The sequence below is a fragment of the Serratia sp. OS31 genome, assembly GCF_014164835.1.
In the GTDB taxonomy this organism is placed as follows: Bacteria; Pseudomonadota; Gammaproteobacteria; order Enterobacterales; family Enterobacteriaceae; genus Serratia; species Serratia liquefaciens_A.
This window is the reverse complement of sequence record NZ_JACJFQ010000023.1, coordinates 45,327-62,765: the sequence shown is the minus strand read 5'-3', so window position 1 is coordinate 62,765 and position 17,439 is coordinate 45,327. Positions and strand designations below refer to the sequence as shown.

Here is a 17,439-nt window from a genome sequence, read left to right as displayed (position 1 = left end):
GCTAGGCGCCCAGCTCACTCATCCCCAGGCGCTTACTTCAGTAAGTAACTGGGGTGAGTGAGTGCAGGTAACAACGCTGCAGCTTGAAATACGACGGGTATTATAAAGCGCGAAGTATGCGGTTCAACAACGGTCCTAATACCTTGAACGACGTTGGTGAAACGATATCCACGTGCGCGCAGTCCAGTTCATGAACCTGTAGCGCGTCCACATACTGCGACCAGGTCTGCTGAACATCCATCCCCTCCTGCAACGTCTGACGCGCGACAAAAAGCGTCGCCTGCCCTTTGAAGTTAGCCGTGTGGGTGGCGGAAAGCAGACGAACCGAATCGGCATAGTTGGCTTCGATATTATCGAACATCGCCACGCGGGTTTCGCCCAACGCCGGATCCAGCGCATCCTCAGACACCGCCAGGAACTGCTGACGTTCGCGCTGAACCTCTTTCAACACGTTGTCATCCAGCATCACGTCCCAGTTTTGCGTTTCCGGCGGATAGGTATCCAGCAACCCAAGGAAAGCCACTGCTTCGCCCCGCGCCTGTAGCCGCGCGGCGATGCCCTGCGCCAGCGTGCCTCCCAGCGAGTAACCGATAAAGTGGTATGGGCCCTTAGGCTGCACCTGCAAGACCGTCTCCAGATGCGCGTCGCACACCTGATCCATATTCTCGCTGAGCGCCAGCGGGCCATCCGGCCGTGGCGACTGAATACCTACCAGCGACCAGTGCTGATCGATATAGCGCGGCAACACGCTGAACTGCCACGAGAAGCCGGACGCCGGATGCAGGCAGAACAGCGTTGGTCCTTCGGTGGTGCGCAGCGGCAGAACGCGGTCAAAACCGGTTTTGTCAGCTTCTTCCTGGGTGCGTTCTTCGGCCAACAGCTGCGCCAGCTGTTCCACGCGGGAAGCCACCATCACCTGCCCTACCGACACCGCCTTGCCCAGCTCACGCCGCAGCTCCGCCGCCAAACGCATTGCCAGCAACGAGTGCCCGCCGAGGGCAAAGAAGTCATCGTCGGCAAACACGGTTTCGCGTTGCAGCAGACGAGCGAACACGGCCGCGATCGCCGTTTCCAGCCCCGCTTGCGGTTCACGTCCTGCGGCGCGGGTTGCGCCTTGCGGCTGCGGCAACGCTTTACGATCCAGCTTGCCATTGGCGCTCAGCGGCAGCGCCTCCATCTCGACCAGCGCCACCGGCACCATATGCGGCGGCAGGCGATCGGCCAATGCCGCACGCAGGACGTCCAGATCAACGCGGACACCGGGCTGGGCCACCAGATAACCCACCAGTTGACGGGCATCGCCACCGCCAGGATCGGTTGGCGTATTTTCCAGCACCAGCGCATGAGTCACCGCCTGTTTGATGCCCGGCAGCGACAGCAAGGCATGATCGATTTCACTCAATTCAATGCGTTGCCCACGAATTTTTAACTGATCGTCGCTGCGGCCAAGGTATTCCACCTCGCCGCCCGGCAACCAACGGGCGACGTCACCCGTACGATACATCCGCCCGCCATCGCCCTCAGGATCGGCGACAAAGCGGCTGGCGGTCAGTTCAGGTCGCCCCAGATAACCCTGCGCCAGTTGGACGCCGGTAAGATACAAATCACCGGCCACGCCTGGCGGTACTGGCCGCAGACGCGCATCGAGGATGCGCAAACCGGTATTCCAAACCGGCAAACCGATAGGTACGTTGGCGCCAGTAACGGCAGCCAAGGCTTCGCCCCAGGCCGGATGCCAGCTGACGTCCACCGCCGCTTCGGTCGGCCCGTAAAGGTTATGCAGCGGTACCGCAGTGCGGCTTTGCCACAGGCGGCACAGTTCCGCCGGTAAGGCTTCGCCGCTGCAAAATACCTGGCGTAACGGCGTGCAGCACGCTACCGCCTGAGGGCTGTCCAGCGCGCTGACAAAGGCCGCCAGCATCGAAGGAACAAAGTGCATGGTGGTGACGCGGTGTTGATCAATCAGCTGCAGCAGCTGTTCCGGATCGCGGTGCGCTTCAGGCGGCGCCATCACCAACCGGGCACCCACCATCAGCGGCCAGAAAAATTCCCATACCGAAACGTCAAAGCTGCAAGGCGTTTTCTGCAGCACCACATCGCCCGCCGCCATCGGATACTGATGCTGCATCCACAGCAAACGGTTGACGATCGCCTGATGCCCCACCAACACGCCTTTCGGTCGCCCGGTCGAACCGGAGGTAAAGATAATGTAGGCCGGGTGATGCGGCGTAGGCCCGTTAAGCGTGACGTGGGCTGCGCTGTCTTTCGGCAACGGCGCGTCATACAGCAAGATCTCGCCCTTGCCGGCAAAGCGTGCCTGCTGGGTCGGTTCGGTGATAATCAGGCGCGGCGCAGCGTCTTCCAGCATCATGCCAAGGCGCTCGTCAGGGTAACCGGTGTCCAGCGGCAAATAGGCCGCCCCGGCTTCGACAATGGCCATTAACGCCAGCGACAAAAAGACCGAGCGCGGCAAGGCGACGGCGACGATATCACCGGGCTGTACGCCCTGCTCCGTCAACTGACGCGCCAGCGCGGCAACCTGTTCACGAGTTTCGCGATAGGTAAATTGGTATTGCGCATCGGCCAGCGCCGGGGCATCAGGCGTTTTCTGCGCCTGTTCAGCCAGCAGGCCGGAAAGGGTTTGCGCCGGCACCGGATGTGCCGTGTCGTTAACGCGGGCCAACAGCTGGCAGTCTTGCTCGGTGAGTAAATCGGCGTCGCCGATCGGCATCTGTGGTTGTGCGGCAAACTGGCGCAGCAACAGGGGCAGACGTTGCAGATGCGCCGCCAGCTCATCACGCTGATAACGCTCGGCATTGGCCAGCAGATCGACCTTCAGCGTACCGGCTTCATCGAGGTACAGTGCGATCTCCAGATCGCGGACTGGTCCGGAGGCCAGCTCATGGGTGATGCCTTCGATACCACCGAAGTCCAACTGGAAATCGAACATCTTGAAGTTGAATACGGTGCCGTACAGCGGCTGGGCATCGCCAATCCGCCCCAAATCGCGCTGCACCTGCTCCGCCTCGTAGCGCTGATGGCGACGAACGATTTTCAACTCGCGGCCGATATTGCCGGCGACCTCGCTCAGCATCGCCTGAGGGTCGAGGTGCATTTCGATCGGCAAGACGTTAATCACCGGTCCGTTGGCGCACAGGGCGGCCGAACCGGTACGGCGCATAAAGATAAAACCGGCGCTGAAGCTGGCATGCCCGCTCAGGCGAGAAACCCAAAGCGCCACCAGCGCCAGCGCCATATCCGCGACGCTGAACTGCTGCTGACCGGCGTTCACCAGCTGAGTGAAATCTTGGCGATCGCACAGCTGCGATAAACGGTGAATTCGGGTGGTTGGCGTCTGGCCGGCCAGCGGCTGCGGGCAAAGGGTGGCCGGCGTCGGCAACTGCTGCGCCTTGTTCAACCAGAAGGCGGCATCGCGCTGGCAAGTGGGCGACTGCGCGTAGCGTTGATATTCCTCGACCACTTCGCTGAATGCGCTGAAGGGCGTCGGATCCGGCCGTTCATTGTGCAACGTCCGGGTGTAAATATGGGCAATTCTGCGAGCAATGGCGGTGAAACTGAAGCCATCCACCAGGATATGGTGATAACGCTGATACCAAAACCAGCGCTGCTCCGACAGGCGGATCAGCATATGACGATACAACGCATTGCCGCTGCCAATGCGCAAGTCACCGGACATATCCAGTTCCATGAGGGCACGCGCCGCCGCAGCGGCATCCGGAGACTCGCTGAGATCGATCAGTTCCACCGGCAGGACTGCCAGCGCGGGATCATGCCACTGCATCGGCACGCCATCACGCTCTTCAAAGCGGAATTGCAGGGTGTCCACTTCGGACAGCCCCTGTTCAATCGCCCGCAGCAGGCACGCCTGATCCAACGGGCCGTTCAACTCAATATAGTGGGAAACCGCATAGGCGTTGGCATGCGGTGAAATCTGATCGGCAACCCAGATCCCGGGTTGCGCCGCGACCAACGGCAGTTCAGTGGCGAACGGCTGTTCGGTCGGTAATACGGTGCTGTCTGACAAAGTACTGACTCCTGTTATCGGTATTGGCGTCATCACGCCTTACGCAGCGAAGCGGGCCGCATATCCTGCCAATGCTGTTCCAGCCAAATCACGCACAGCGCCCGTGCCGCCGGGCCAAACACCGGCGTCCACCCCGCCGGCACTGCGCTGAAGTCCGGCCACAGGCTGTATTGCAGTTCATCATTCTGCACAATCAGGCAGCTTTGTTGCTCGTCATCGAACGGGTTCAGAGTTTCCATCGCGGACTCCTTGGGCAGTGAAAGTTAGCTTGATCGCGGGAGAAAAAGATTGATCCGCCCACAGTGCCTGCAGACCGTCTATCAGGCCGCCACGCCAGCACAAATGATCGTGCCCCCCAGCTACCACCCGGTATTGCACCCGGTGACCGGCATCACGCAGCAAGTCCGCCATCCGGTCGTTGACCCGACGCGCCACTTTTTCATGCACGCCGGCTTCCATAAACACCTTCAGCTTGCCTTTGCCAACGCCCTGCTCAACCTGATGCAATAACCAACCGGCGTCGGTCGGAATTTCCGCCAGCTGATACATGTCGCGACGTGGCCACCAGAAAGAGCTGGATTGGCAGATAACCCCGCCAAAGCTCTGTGGCCAGTGCAGCCCGGCATACAACGATGACAAGCCGCCAAAACTTTGGCCGCACACCAGAGTACGGGCAGGATCGCGTTGGTACGGCGCCCATTCAGCAACCTGCGGCAGCAATTCTTCCTGCACCGCCAGCCAGAAATCTTCATTGCAGGCCAGTTCCCGGGAACGGTGTTTGAGATCGATAATGTCGATCAGCAGATAAACCGCTTCCGGTAGCTTGCCCTCGCGGGTCAACTGCATCAGCGGATCCCAGACCGGCATGTTGCTCGCCCAGAACTGACCATCCAGCAATATCGCCAGCGGACGTTGTGTTGGATCGCCTTCGCCGGTGGTATAAACCCAGACGTCACGGGTATTGCCCAGCCGCTCGCTGTGCCAACGGTGGCGCTGTAAACGCGCGGGTGGCGCTGGGGTACAGCGACCGCTGGCAACCGCATAGCGATCGAAATCCTGCCAGGCCGGTTGCGGCAGCGCTTCCGGCATATGCAGACCTGACAATACATGGCCGCCGACACCGGCCCAGGAACGATGGGGATTCAGCAGGTCCTGGGTCGCACCGGCAAACACCTGATGCCACCAATGGCGGACCGAATGCATATTAACGTGCGCATCCTCATCACTGGGGGCCAGTGGTCGGTCGTCCATACAGGGGATAAAGCAGTAGCTGCCGCGCCAATCGGCGCTCAGTTCGGTTTGCCAGTACCAGACGTCGGTCCCTTCCAGGCGTTGCAGGCTCTGCGGCGGCGACGACTGATGGTGGTCGGTCAGGCAATTGATGTGGATCCAGACCCGCTGATAGGCTGAAGTGAGTTCACATCCCTGAGGGTCACGCCATAAAAAGGTGACCTTCCCGCGTCCATCCCCTTGCAGCTCCACCAGCGGCGTACCGCGTTTGGCGATATTCAGCCACCATCCATGGCGCCCGGCGTGCTTGCTCGATAATAATCTGCTGCTTTCTGACTCGGATTTTGTTTTCAAAACGCCTATTCACTATTTAGCTGGCAGCTTCAGGAAAGCCGGTAAATTCGCGGCGCGAGGCGCTGCCCAAGAAAACGGTAAGTCGAATACTATTGATAATTATTTGCGTTTGCAATAGTGTGTGTAGGCTCGTAAACAGGGCTGGTATTCTTCAACAGGGACGGATACCGAATTTTAGCGCTGAATCCAATGTCGTGGCCACTGCGTCTTGGCCGATTGGGTTTCTCTTTCCGAAAACAAAAAACTACAACCGCCCTTCTCACACCTGGAGAGCTACCGCTTAGGTGCCCCGAGAAAGGCAGCAAGGTAGGAACTCTCAGATGAACAGCAAACTATCACGTTATTCCTTAGCCACACTCATCGGGTTAGGGTTAGGCGCGTCCGCTTTTGCCCACGCCGCACAGCAAACTGACAGCACCACAGAAACAGACAACGTCGCCACAAGCAAAAAAGAAGCCACCGAGGACACCATTGTCGTCACCGCCGCCAAGCAGAACCTGCAGGCGCCGGGGGTTTCTACCATTACCGCCGACGAAATCAAAAAGCGCCCGCCGGCCCGTGATATCAGCGAGCTGATCCGCACCATGCCCGGCGTTAACCTGACCGGTAACTCCACCAGCGGCCAACGCGGCAACAACCGCCAGATCGATATCCGCGGCATGGGCCCGGAAAATACCCTGATCCTGATCGACGGCAAACCGGCCAGCAGCCGCAACTCGGTGCGTCAGGGCTGGCGCGGCGAGCGTGATACCCGTGGCGATACCGCCTGGGTACCGCCGGAAATGATTGAACGTATCGAAGTGCTGCGCGGCCCAGCGGCGGCACGTTACGGTAACGGCGCCGCCGGCGGCGTGGTCAACATCATTACCAAGAAGAACACCAAAGAATTGCACGGCTCGCTGAATACCTATTTCAACGTGCCGGAGCACAAGCAGGAAGGCTCGACCAAGCGTACCGACTTCAGCCTGTCCGGTCCGCTGACCGATCAGTTGAGCTTCCGCCTGTTCGGGGGTTACAGCAAAACTCAGGCCGATGCCTGGGACATTAACGAATCGCATAAGTCCGAGCGTGTAGGGGCCTATGCCAGCAGCATTCCTTCCGGCCGTGAAGGGGTGGTAGATAAAAATATCGACGCCTTGCTGCACTGGGACTTCGCTCACCTGCAGTCGCTGGAGTTTGAATACTCCTATGGCCGTCAGGGCAACCTGTACGCCGGTGACACTCAGAACACCAACACCAATGCGCTGGTCCAGAGCAACTACGGTAAAGAAACCAACCGTATCTATCGCGAGACCTTCGGCCTTAACCACCGTGGTGCCTGGGATAACGGGGTCAGCACCAACAACTACGTTCAGTTCGAGCGCACCCGCAATACGCGCCTGAACGAAGGGTTGGCCGGCGGTACTGAAGGTATCTTCGACGCCAAAAACGAAGGCTTCGGCACCACCAAGCTGGACGATTTCCTGGCGCACAGCGAAGTCAGCGTGCCCTTCGAGCTGGGCGTGACGCAAACTGCCACCCTGGGTACCGAATGGAACCAGCAACGCATGAAGGACGGTTCCTCCACCAGCCAAACGATGATGGGCGGCACCATACCGGGTCAAGGTAGCGGTACTCGTAGCCCTTACGCATCCGCCCATATCTTCTCGCTGTTCGCCGAAGACAACATGGAGCTGACCGACAGCACCATGCTGACGCCGGGCCTGCGTTACGATCTGCACTCCGAAGCCGGCAACAACTGGAGCCCGTCGCTGAACCTGTCACAGGAACTCGGCGACAACTTCACCCTGAAAATGGGTATCGCACGTGCCTACAAAGCGCCTAACCTGTACCAGACTAACCAGAACTATTTGCTGTACAGCAAAGGTCAGGGTTGTTCGTCCAGCGATGTCAAAAATGGCTGCTACCTGTTGGGTAACGACGATCTGAAAGCGGAAACCAGCGTCAACAAAGAAGTCGGACTGGAATTCCATAATGAAGGCTGGCTGGCCGGCGTGACTTATTTCCGCAACGATTACCACAATAAAATCGAAGCGGGCAATAGCCGTATCGGTACCAGCAGCACCGGCACAGCGGTTTACCAGTGGGAAAACGTGCCGAAAGCGGTAGTTCAGGGTCTGGAAGGTACGTTGAACGTGCCGGTCAGCGAGACCGTCTCCTGGAGCAACAACGCCACTTACATGATTGAGAACAAGAACAAGAGCACCGGCGACTACCTGTCGGTGATCCCTAAGTTCACCATCAACTCGACGCTGAGCTGGCAAGCGACCCAGGACCTGTCGATGCAATCGACACTGACCTGGTATGGCCGTCAAAAACCGAAGAAGTACAACTACCAGGGTAAACCGGTCAGCGGTACGGAAACCAAGGAAGTCAGCCCTTACGCCGTGGTAGGTGCCAGCGCGACTTATGATGTGACTAAAAACATCAGCCTGACGGCGGGTATCGACAACCTGTTCGACAAACGTCAGTTCCGCGAAGGTAACTCGCAGAACGTGGGTGACCCAACCACCGGTGCCATTAACATTGCCGGCGCAGGCGCCGCCACCTACAACGAACCGGGCCGTACTTATTACATGAGCGTGAATACCCATTTCTAAACAACCAGCTTAATCAAGACTGCTAACCCCCACCAGGGGGCTAAACCGGTAGGGGTCGAACATGTTCGACCCGATTTAACCCAGTGTTTATGCAACTGGGCGCAGCATGCAGCGCCCCTACCATTAAAAAGCAGAGCCGATTGCCAACCACCTAAGGGGCTGCCATGCAGCCCCTTTTTTATTATTTCTCCAGCGAAACCTGTTTGAAGATGTGTTTGCCGAAGGGATCGATCTCGTAGCCTTTCACCTCTTTGCGCACCGGTTCAAAAATGGTCGAATGGGCAATCATCAACGCCGGCATCTGGTCATGCATCATCACCTGTGCCTGTTCATACATTGCCACCCGCTTGGCATGATCGTTTTCCTCACGCGCTTGCGAAATCAACTTGTCGAACGGCGGATAGCACCACTTGGCCGAGTTCGAACCGCCGTTGGCCGACACGCAGGTAAACAACGGGCCAAAGAAGTTATCCGGATCGCCATTGGCCGTAGTCCAGCCCATCAATGCCGTTTGATGCTCGCCATTTTTTATCCGCTGCAGGTATTCGCCCCACTCGAAGGTGACAATCTTGGCCTTCACGCCAATCTTCGCCCAGTCGGACTGGATCATCTCCGCCATGCGTTTGGCATTCGGGTTGTAGGGCCGCTGTACCGGCATCGCCCACAGATCTATCGCAAAGCCCTGCCCCAGCCCTGCCTCTTGCAGTAACTTTTTGGCTTTCTCCGGGGAATACGGGTAATCCTCAATCTTGTCATTGCTACCCCACTGGGTCGGCGGCAACAGGTTTTTCGCCGGCTGGCCCGCGCCGTGGAACACCGCTTCGAGGATCGCCGGTTTGTTCACCGCCAGCGCCAGCGCCTGCCGCACCTTGACGTTATCCAGCGGCTTTTTCTGGGTATTGAACGCCAGAAAACCGATATTCAGACCGGATTTCTCCATCACCTGGAGATTGGGATCCTGACGCATGCGTGTCAGATCCGCCGGGTTAGGGAACGGCATGACCTGGCACTCATTTTTTTGCAGCTTGGCATAACGCACCGCCGCATCCGGGGTAATTGAGAACACCAGGCGGTCAACCTTGGGTTTGCCTTCCCAATAGTGGTCGAACGCCTTGTAGAGGATCTTCGCATCCTTCTGGTACTGCACCAACTGGAAGGGACCGGTGCCGATCGGGTCGTTATCCACCCGCTGCGGGGTACCGGCCTTTAGCATCGCGTCGGCATATTCGGCGGAGAGAATGGTGGCGAAATACATGCCGAGATCGGCCACAAACGGGGCTTCAGCGCGTGAAAGCTCGAAGCGCACGGTGTTATCGTCCACTTTGACAATGTTGTTGATCAAGGTGCCAAACTCCATCGACTCAAAGTTGGTGTAAGCGCCGTTGGAAACCTTGTGATAAGGGTTATTGGCATCTTTTTGCCGCATGAAGGAGAAGATAACGTCGTCGGCGTTGAAATCACGGGTGGGGGTAAAGTATTTATTGCTCTGGAATTTCACCCCCTTGCGCAGGTGAAAAGTGTAATTTTTTCCGTCTTCGCTAACCTGCCAGCTTTCGGCCAGGCTGGGCTGCAGCTCAACGGTGCCGGTTTTGAAGTCCACCAATCGGTTGTAGATCGTCGCCGAGCTGGCGTCCACCGTCGGTCCAGAGGTAAACAACTGCGGGTTAAACCCTTCCGGTGAGCTTTCGGAACAATAAACCAGCGTACTGGCGCGCGCACCGCCCATCACCGTCAAAGCCAATAATCCCAGCGTCATTGTGAGTGTTTTTGTTTTCATCCTGCCATCCCCGGTATAGAAAATAGACTCGATGGATACCAATAAATCATGAAGTTAGGGATGTAAAGAACAAATTTTAGGCATAAAAAACGGGGAGCGCCGCGTACGGCATTCCCCGTGGTTTTTACGCCTGTTGAAATTAAATCATCTGGCTGAAGTTCATCTGCGCCATCAGCTTGTAGTTGTCGGCATAATCGACCGGAATGGCCACCACGACCGGCCCCTGAATTTCCATCGCCTTGCGCAGCATGGGCCGCAGGTCATCCACCGACTGCACCGCAAATCCGACCGCCCCGCACGCTTCGGCATAGGCTTTAAAATCGATAGGGCCGAATTCCACCCCGGATTTGCGCCGGTATTTGTTCACCTCCTGCATTTCCACCATGTTGTAGGCGTTATCCACCCAAATCACGTGCACGATGTTATTTTTCAGCCGCACGGCGGTTTCCAGTTCCATGCTCGACTGCATAAAACCGCCGTCGCCGGAAATTGACACCACTTTGTCGCCCGGCCGCACCAGCGCCGCGCCGATGGCCCACGGCAGCGCCACCCCCATGGTCTGCTGGCCGTTGGAAATCAGCAGTTGGCGCGCCCGGAAGCTGTAAAGGTAACGCGCAATCCAGATGTGGAAACTGCCCATGTCCACGCACAGCGTCACGTCGTCGCTGACGATATCCTGCAACTCTTTGACGATGCGCAGCGGGTGGATTGGCATACCGCCGCGCCGTGCGGCACGTTCCGCCAGTTCGGTACGCTGACGACCAAGATCGCTGAGGATCGACTCCACTTCGGCCGGCACGCTCACCACGCTGTTAAAGGCTTCGGTCATCATGTCGAGCGTGGCGCTGATATTGCCCACCAGCTCAACGTCCGGGCGATAGCAGGTATCGATGTCCGCCGGCAGCACGTCGATATGCACCAGTTTCAATCGCCCCTGGCTGTTCCACATGCAGGGATCGTACTCGATCGGGCCATAGCCGACGCTGACCACCAAATCGGCCTTCTGTAACAACTGGTCGGCGGGTTGGTTATTGAACAACCCGACGCGGCCGGCAAAGCGCGCAAAATGATTAACGTCGATCACCCCTGCCGCCTGGTAGGTCCCCACCACCGGCATATGGGTACGATGCAGCAGTTGGCGCACCCCCTCGCTGTTTTCCGGGCGGCTGGCCTGCAGCCCCAGCAACAGCACCGGGCATTTCGCCTGTTGGATCAGCTTAACCGCAGCGCGAATATCCTCGGCAGCGGCGGCCCCCATTCGCGGCAGCCGGCACCCCGCCAGCACCGGCGCACTGACCGGCTCATTGACGATATCCATCGGCAAACTGACGAAAGACGCCCCCGGACGGCCGAACTCGGCATGGCGGAAAGCGTTGGCGATCACTTCGGAAATCGCCGAACCGGCATGCACTTCGGCACAATACTTGGTCACCGGTCGAAACATACTCACGGTGTCCATACTCTGGTGAGTTTGTTTGAGGTTGTCGGCACGCTTCACCGCCCCGCCGAACGCCACGACCGCATCCCCTTCCGAGGTGGCGGTCGCCAGCCCGGTGATCAGGTTGGAGCTGCCCGGCCCGGAGGTCACTAACGCCACCCCGGCCTTACCGGTCAAACGCCCCACCGCCGCCGCCATAAACGCCGCGTTGGCCTCGTGGCGCACCACCACCGTTTCTATCGACGGCGCGTCTTCCAGCGAATCGAATACCCGGTCAATCTTGGCGCCCGGAATACCGAATACGTGTTTAACCCCCTGCGCCTCCAGATTTTTCACCACCAAATCTGCGCCACATGCCCAGTTATTGTCTGTTTTTGCCTTGTTCATGGAATACCTCCTGAAAATACACCCAGGACTGTCGCGGAATTAACCCTCGGCAGAACGAATTGCGCTATCCAAATCCTCGGGACAGAGGTTGGCGCGCAGAAAATCCGCATCATGCGGCAGTTGAAGATTGAGGCGGGTGATCACGCCAAATTGCAGGCGACCATGATCAAGTTGGTAATCCAGCACGTGACCGCCACCGCTGCGATCGTCGGTGACAAAGTGCTCGTGATAACCGGCCACGCCAACGCCCTGCATATAATCAGGCGAACGGAAGCCCACCAGGGTGCCCTGACGTCGTTGGAAGGCAAAGGTCGGCTGCTCTTCTATCGCCTCCAGCATCGGACGATAAGGCCGCTCTTGACGTGGCACGGTGCGGGTTTCCACATGGCTGAATTCGCCGTCGACCCGCAGCGCGCAGAACAGGTTAGGCGAAGCCACCTGCTCATCGATGCACTGGTGCAACTGCGCCTTGGTGATCGGACGGTCGAAGTGTTGGGTGACGCTAGGTTGGAAAAAGGTGACAACGGCAAACGGGGTTTTCTGCTGCAAGCTGGCCGGTCGTGCGCTACCGTCGGCGCGCAACTGGTGAATTTCCTGGTCGAAGGCGATCAGCTCGCCGTCGAGGTGATTGAACGTTCCCAGGCCAAAGTTGCCGTGCTTGAGCAATTCGGCAATGGTGACCTCCCCTTCGTAAACGCCGCTGATTAATGCGCTCATCAGCGAGATTTGATAGATCTCGCCCTCCCCAACGCTCAGCGACTGCCTGGCAAACCCTTGCGCCAAATGCTGCGCGCAGGAACACCCTTGGTCTTCGTTCATAACTTCTCCTCCACCAGCGCGGAGTGAAATGCCCCGCGCGTTCAAAAATGCCCACCCGAAGGTGAACAAAGATGTCGCCGGCAACGCGTTCAGGTTGAACGATTCAGCCAACGGCGACAAAAAAACCGGCACGGCAGGCCGGCGATGCCCAATGTCAACAACGGTTTAGATTCACTAATCATTGTTGGGAAACAGGGCATCAATTTGAACGGTTAATCTGGTGTTGAAGTCATCATCAATACCGCAGGCGCACAGCGGTGCCTGAGGGAAATACTGTATTTAAAGTTCTAAAAACCGCGAGTTTTATGCGTTTTTTCTCTGTGCAGCAGGGGGAACGGCACGCCATCGCTTTCCGTAAGCCCGAAAAAAGAGTAGCCGCATTGCGACGGACGGAGAACCTGGTATTCATAAGAAACGCTTTTGCATATAATGCAAAGATGAATGACGCCCGCTATGTTGAACATCTGCCGATATTTCTCGAGGTTGCCCTGTTGGGCAGCTTCTCTGCCGCCGCTCGCAAGCTGGGAATGGTGCCTTCTTCGCTGGTGCGCCACATTGATGCGCTGGAAAACGCCCTGGACACTACGCTGTTTATCCGTTCCACGCGGGGTCTGATGCTGACGGATGCGGGTGAAAGGCTGCAGGCGCGAGCAAGCACGCTGCTGACGGATATCACCGACATCCGCGCCGAACTGGCTTCGTGGAACGATATGCCGCAAGGCACGCTGCGTATCAGCTGCCTGCCTACCTTCGGCAAAACCTATATCCTGCCGCTGTTGCCGACGCTGGCTGAACGCTACCCGCAATTGTTTGTCGACCTGGATTTGACCGAACGCCAAACCGATCCGACCCAGGAACTGTTGGATGCCGCTATCCGCATCGGCGAACAGAAAGACAGCGGGCTGTATGCCAGCCGCATAGCGACCCAGCGCTGGGTGATGTGCGCCAGCCCTGATTATATTGCCCGTTACGGACAGCCGGCCGACCTCAATGCGTTGCCGCAACATCGGCTGATTGCCCGCTACCATAAGCAACAACCGGCCTGTTGGGCGCAAATCCTCAGCGTTCCGCTGATGAGCCGCTGCAGCATGGTGCTGCGCTGTGACGACTTTACGGCTCAGCGCCAGGCGGCGCTGCTGGGGCTGGGGCTCACCTTTTTGCCCAACTGGGTGGTTGGGCCGGATATTCAGGCCGGCCGCTTGCTGCAGGTGTTGGAAGACCCTCGCCAGGAGCAACAGGGCATTTACCTGTTACGGCCGGTGGCGAAGGTGTCCGCGCGGCTGAACCTGTTTATTACTCTGTTAAAACAAAGCATCGGTCAGCCGCCGAGCTGGGAGTAACGCGGGGAAACCCGCCCCTGCAGCGCCGGGTTGTCACTTTCGTCTTTCAGTTCCACCCCGGTCAGTCGACGCTGGAAAGCCTGCTCCAGCAGCCAGGCCAGTTTGAACGCCGCCAGTGGGTGATCGAGGCCTTCCGGACGCACGTTGGAGATACAGTTGCGCTCCGACTCGCGCCGCCGGGTGTTCGGCCCCCAGGTGAGGTAAATACCGAGGCTGTCCGGCGACGATAAGCCCGGCCGCTCGCCGATCAACATCGCCACCGCTCTGGCCTGCAAACACTCGCCGATATCATCCCCCAGCGCGACCCGGGATTGGTGTGCCAATACCACAGGGGCAACCGAAAGCCCCAGCCCATCGAGATAAGGTCGCAGCGCCTGCAACAAAGGTAGCGCCTGACGGTGCACTGCCTTGGAGGACAAGCCGTCCGCCACCACCAGCAGCAGATCGGCCGGTTTTTCCGGCAGGCCCAGCAGCAGGCTGCGGCTGTCGGGAGCCAAACGCCGCCCGAGATCCGGCCGCCGGAGATAGGCGGTGCGATCGGCGGCCTGACTGTGCACCGTCAAGGTTTGCCAACCTTGCTCCTGCAAGGTCCCGGCCAGCGTATCGCTATCAAACGGCTGATGTACCGCATCACGCGCTTGCGCATGGGCCAAGCCGAATTTAAGCAACTCCTCCGTTGGCAGGCTGGAGCCGGTACGCCCCAATGCAATGCGCGCATCGGTAAAGGCGCGCAATGCGTCCCAACGGTTAACGTGCACCGGTTTGCTCATCGATTCTCTCCCTGCAACGCCAGTAACAAGGGGTGATTGGCGGCGGTATCACGCAGTTGGCCTCGTTCGTCGGTAATCTGCATTTTGGTCAGCCAGTCGGCAAACTCCGGCGCGTGTTTCAGCCCCAACAATTCGCGGATATACAACGCGTCGTGGAATGAAGTGCTTTGATAATTGAGCATGATGTCATCCGCGCCTGGCACGCCAATCAGGAAAGTCAGCCCGGCGGTGGCCAACAGCGTCAGCAGCGTGTCCATGTCGTCCTGATCCGCCTCCGCGTGGTTGGTGTAACACACGTCGCACCCCAGCGGCAGGCCGAGTAGCTTGCCACAGAAATGATCCTCCAATCCGGCCCGGATAATCTGTTTACCATCGTACAGATATTCCGGGCCGATAAACCCGACCACGGTGTTGATCAACAGCGGGGAGAAATGACGTGCCACCGCATAGGCCCGCGCTTCGCAGGTTTGCTGATCGACACCGTGGTGCGCATTGGACGACAAACAGCTGCCCTGCCCGGTTTCGAAATACATGACGTTATTGCCTAACGTGCCGCGGTTGAGGCTCAGTGCCGCCTGCTGCGCTTCCGCCAGCAGCGCCAGATTGATGCCGAACCCCTGATTGGCCGCTTCGGTACCCGCGATCGACTGGAACACCAAATCCACCGGCGTACCACGCTCCATCAGCCGCAGCGTATTCGTCACATGGGTCAGCACGCAGGATTGCGTCGGAATAGCAAAGCGCTGGATCACATCGTCCAGCATGTAATTGAGCTTTTCCAACAGCGGCAGGCTGTCGCTGGCCGGATTGATCCCCACCACCGCGTCGCCGCTGCCATACAGCAGGCCGTCAAGCATACTGGCGGCAATGCCCTGCAGGCTGTCGGTAGGATGATTCGGTTGCAACCGCACGCTAAGCCGCCCCGGCAGGCCGAGGGTATTGCGAAAACGCGTGATGACCCGGCACTTCTTCGCCACCAGGATAAGATCCTGATTGCGCATCAATTTACTCACTGCCGCCGCCATTTCCGGTGTAATACCGGCAGCCACCCGTGCCAGCATCGCGCTGTCCGCCTGCTCGCTCAAGAGCCAATCGCGGAAATCCCCCACCGTCAGGTGCGATATCGGCGCAAAGGCCAGCGCATCGTGGCTATCGACAATCAGCCGTGTGACCTCATCTTGTTCATAGGGCACCAGCAGCTGCTGGAGAAAGGTTTTCAGCGGTACATCCGCCAATGCGATGCGCGCCGCCATGCGTTCTTCTGCGCTATCCGCCGCCAGCTCCGCCAGATAATCGCCGGAACGTGCCGGTGACGCCTTGGCCAACAACTGGCGTAAATCTCTGAAACGGTAGCTGCGCCGGCTAAGCGTGGCCTGATACATAGCGCCCCCTGTTCTGCCCTGAATGGTCGGTGGAAGTTGCAAACCCTGTACCAAGTGTAGCCAGTCGGGGCGCGAAATTATTTTTTGTCGAAAATCAGCCGCTTAACGCTCCCGCCGGGCGGTCCGCACCTGAGCAAGGCGCACTAAAATCATGCACGGCATTTCGCCTGCGGGCACTTCGGGTTACAGTAGCCGCAACAAAGGAGAGGTAATGACCCGGCAGCAGAAAATTATCCAATGGTTACAGCAAGATGATGAAAGAATGATGGCTTTGCGCACCGCGCGACGCCTAGGGCTGAATGACTGGTGCCTGGGGGCCGGTTTTGTGCGCAATCTGGTCTGGGACCAACGCCACGGTTACGCTACGTCTACGCCGCTCAACGACATCGACGTGATCCATTTCGACCCACAGCGCCCGGAGGCGGAACGTGACCACATGCTGGAAACGCGGCTGCAAGAGTGGCTGCCACAGCCCTGGTCTGTGAAAAACCAGGCGCGTATGCATTTGCGTAGCGGTCGAGCCCCTTATCGCAATAGCGAAGACGCCATCAGTTTTTGGACCGAGGTGGAAACGGCAGTGGGTGCCCGCCTGAATGCGGACGACAGCATCACGCTGGTAGCGCCGTTAGGTCTCGAGGGGCTTTTTGCCGACACTATTACCTTCAATGCCAAAAACGGCGACCTCGATGCCTATGAACAGCGGGTTGTCGGCAAGGGCTGGTTACAACGCTGGCCGCGCCTGCGGCAAATTCGCGGGTAAAGTTTTTCCCCAGGCTGCCGATACCCTGAGTAGCCATATCAAGACTCAGGGAGAGCATTATGTCGACCAGCATCACCATGATTGTTCCGGTGAAAAATACCGTACCCGGCGTCAGCAACGTTTTTAGCGCTCCCGGTAATACAGGCCAGGTGCTGATGGCCAAGCCGGTGCATCAGCAGCCTGAAGGCGACAAATCCAAAGAAACCCAACAGGCTGGCGCTGGCGATCGGGTTAATATTTCCGACAGCAGCGCTTCAGCACGCATCAAAGTGCTGAACAAACAGATTCAGGCTCTGCAGCAAAAACTGGTGGATCTGAAAGATTCAGACAGCGATCCCAAAGAGATAGAAAAGCAGAAACAGCTGATTCAGGCGCAGATCAAAATGCTGCAGGCCGAGATCGCGCGCATTCAAAAAGAAGAGATGGAAAAACAGCAGGCGGAGCAGATGGCTAAAGCCAACGAGAACATTGCCTCCGCCAAGGGCGACGGCATCAACCGCCCGACGGCCGCCAATGCCGTAGATGTGTATATCTGAC

12 protein-coding genes are annotated in these 17,439 nt (G+C 58.4%); 4 read left to right on the top strand and 8 right to left on the bottom strand.

Going from position 1 to position 17,439, the window contains the following annotated elements; translation table 11 throughout:
- Positions 1–100: 100 nt before the first annotated feature.
- From H5P17_RS18345 to fes, 3 genes are read right to left on the bottom strand one after another with little or no spacing between them, the layout of a single operon-like run.
- Complete coding sequence (locus tag H5P17_RS18345) at positions 101–4,045, bottom strand: enterobactin synthase subunit F (RefSeq protein ID WP_182824468.1); 3,945 nt, start codon at positions 4,043–4,045, stop codon at positions 101–103.
- 32 nt (positions 4,046–4,077) lie between these two features.
- Positions 4,078–4,284 carry an MbtH family NRPS accessory protein gene (locus tag H5P17_RS18340; RefSeq protein WP_044552757.1) on the bottom strand — a complete coding sequence of 69 codons (207 nt, stop codon included), beginning with the start codon at positions 4,282–4,284 and terminating at the stop codon, positions 4,078–4,080.
- Entirely contained in the window at positions 4,259–5,629 is a 1,371-nt protein-coding gene (fes, locus tag H5P17_RS18335) for an enterochelin esterase (protein WP_182824466.1), read from the bottom strand. Before fes ends, H5P17_RS18340 begins: the two co-directional genes overlap by 26 nt.
- 320 nt (positions 5,630–5,949) lie before the next feature.
- Between fes and H5P17_RS18330 the strand changes: the two genes are divergently transcribed.
- A complete protein-coding gene (locus H5P17_RS18330) occupies positions 5,950–8,229 on the top strand; it encodes a TonB-dependent siderophore receptor (protein WP_182824465.1) in 2,280 nt (759 codons plus the stop codon).
- 181 nt (positions 8,230–8,410) lie between these two features.
- On the opposite strand, the gene H5P17_RS18325 is transcribed toward H5P17_RS18330, so the two are convergent.
- The 3 genes from H5P17_RS18325 to budA form a co-directional block, all read right to left on the bottom strand.
- Positions 8,411–10,006 carry an ABC transporter substrate-binding protein gene (locus H5P17_RS18325; protein WP_182824463.1) on the bottom strand — a complete coding sequence of 532 codons (1,596 nt, stop codon included), beginning with the start codon at positions 10,004–10,006 and terminating at the stop codon, positions 8,411–8,413.
- A 139-nt stretch (positions 10,007–10,145) separates the two neighbouring features.
- On the bottom strand, positions 10,146–11,831 hold the full coding sequence (alsS, locus tag H5P17_RS18320) for an acetolactate synthase AlsS (RefSeq protein ID WP_182824461.1): 1,686 nt from the start codon (positions 11,829–11,831) through the stop codon (positions 10,146–10,148).
- 39 nt (positions 11,832–11,870) lie between these two features.
- Complete coding sequence (gene budA / locus H5P17_RS18315; RefSeq protein WP_044552760.1) at positions 11,871–12,650, bottom strand: acetolactate decarboxylase; 780 nt, start codon at positions 12,648–12,650, stop codon at positions 11,871–11,873.
- A 437-nt stretch (positions 12,651–13,087) separates the two neighbouring features.
- Here budA and H5P17_RS18310 point away from each other — a divergent pair, with 437 nt between their 5' ends.
- Entirely contained in the window at positions 13,088–13,990 is a 903-nt protein-coding gene (locus H5P17_RS18310; protein ID WP_182824459.1) for a LysR family transcriptional regulator, read from the top strand.
- On the opposite strand, the gene eutC is transcribed toward H5P17_RS18310, so the two are convergent.
- Together eutC and H5P17_RS18300 are read right to left on the bottom strand one after the other, a co-directional pair.
- A complete protein-coding gene (gene eutC / locus H5P17_RS18305) occupies positions 13,969–14,760 on the bottom strand; it encodes an ethanolamine ammonia-lyase subunit EutC (RefSeq protein ID WP_182824457.1) in 792 nt (263 codons plus the stop codon). The genes H5P17_RS18310 and eutC overlap by 22 nt on opposite strands.
- Entirely contained in the window at positions 14,757–16,142 is a 1,386-nt protein-coding gene (locus H5P17_RS18300; protein WP_182824455.1) for an ethanolamine ammonia-lyase subunit EutB, read from the bottom strand. Before H5P17_RS18300 ends, eutC begins: the two co-directional genes overlap by 4 nt.
- A gap of 211 nt (positions 16,143–16,353) precedes the next feature.
- Here H5P17_RS18300 and H5P17_RS18295 point away from each other — a divergent pair, with 211 nt between their 5' ends.
- Together H5P17_RS18295 and H5P17_RS18290 are read left to right on the top strand one after the other, a co-directional pair.
- Entirely contained in the window at positions 16,354–16,902 is a 549-nt protein-coding gene (locus H5P17_RS18295; protein ID WP_182824453.1) for a nucleotidyltransferase family protein, read from the top strand.
- A 59-nt stretch (positions 16,903–16,961) separates the two neighbouring features.
- Positions 16,962–17,438 carry a FlxA-like family protein gene (locus H5P17_RS18290; RefSeq protein ID WP_182824451.1) on the top strand — a complete coding sequence of 159 codons (477 nt, stop codon included), beginning with the start codon at positions 16,962–16,964 and terminating at the stop codon, positions 17,436–17,438.
- The last annotated feature ends 1 nt before the right edge of the window (position 17,439 follow it).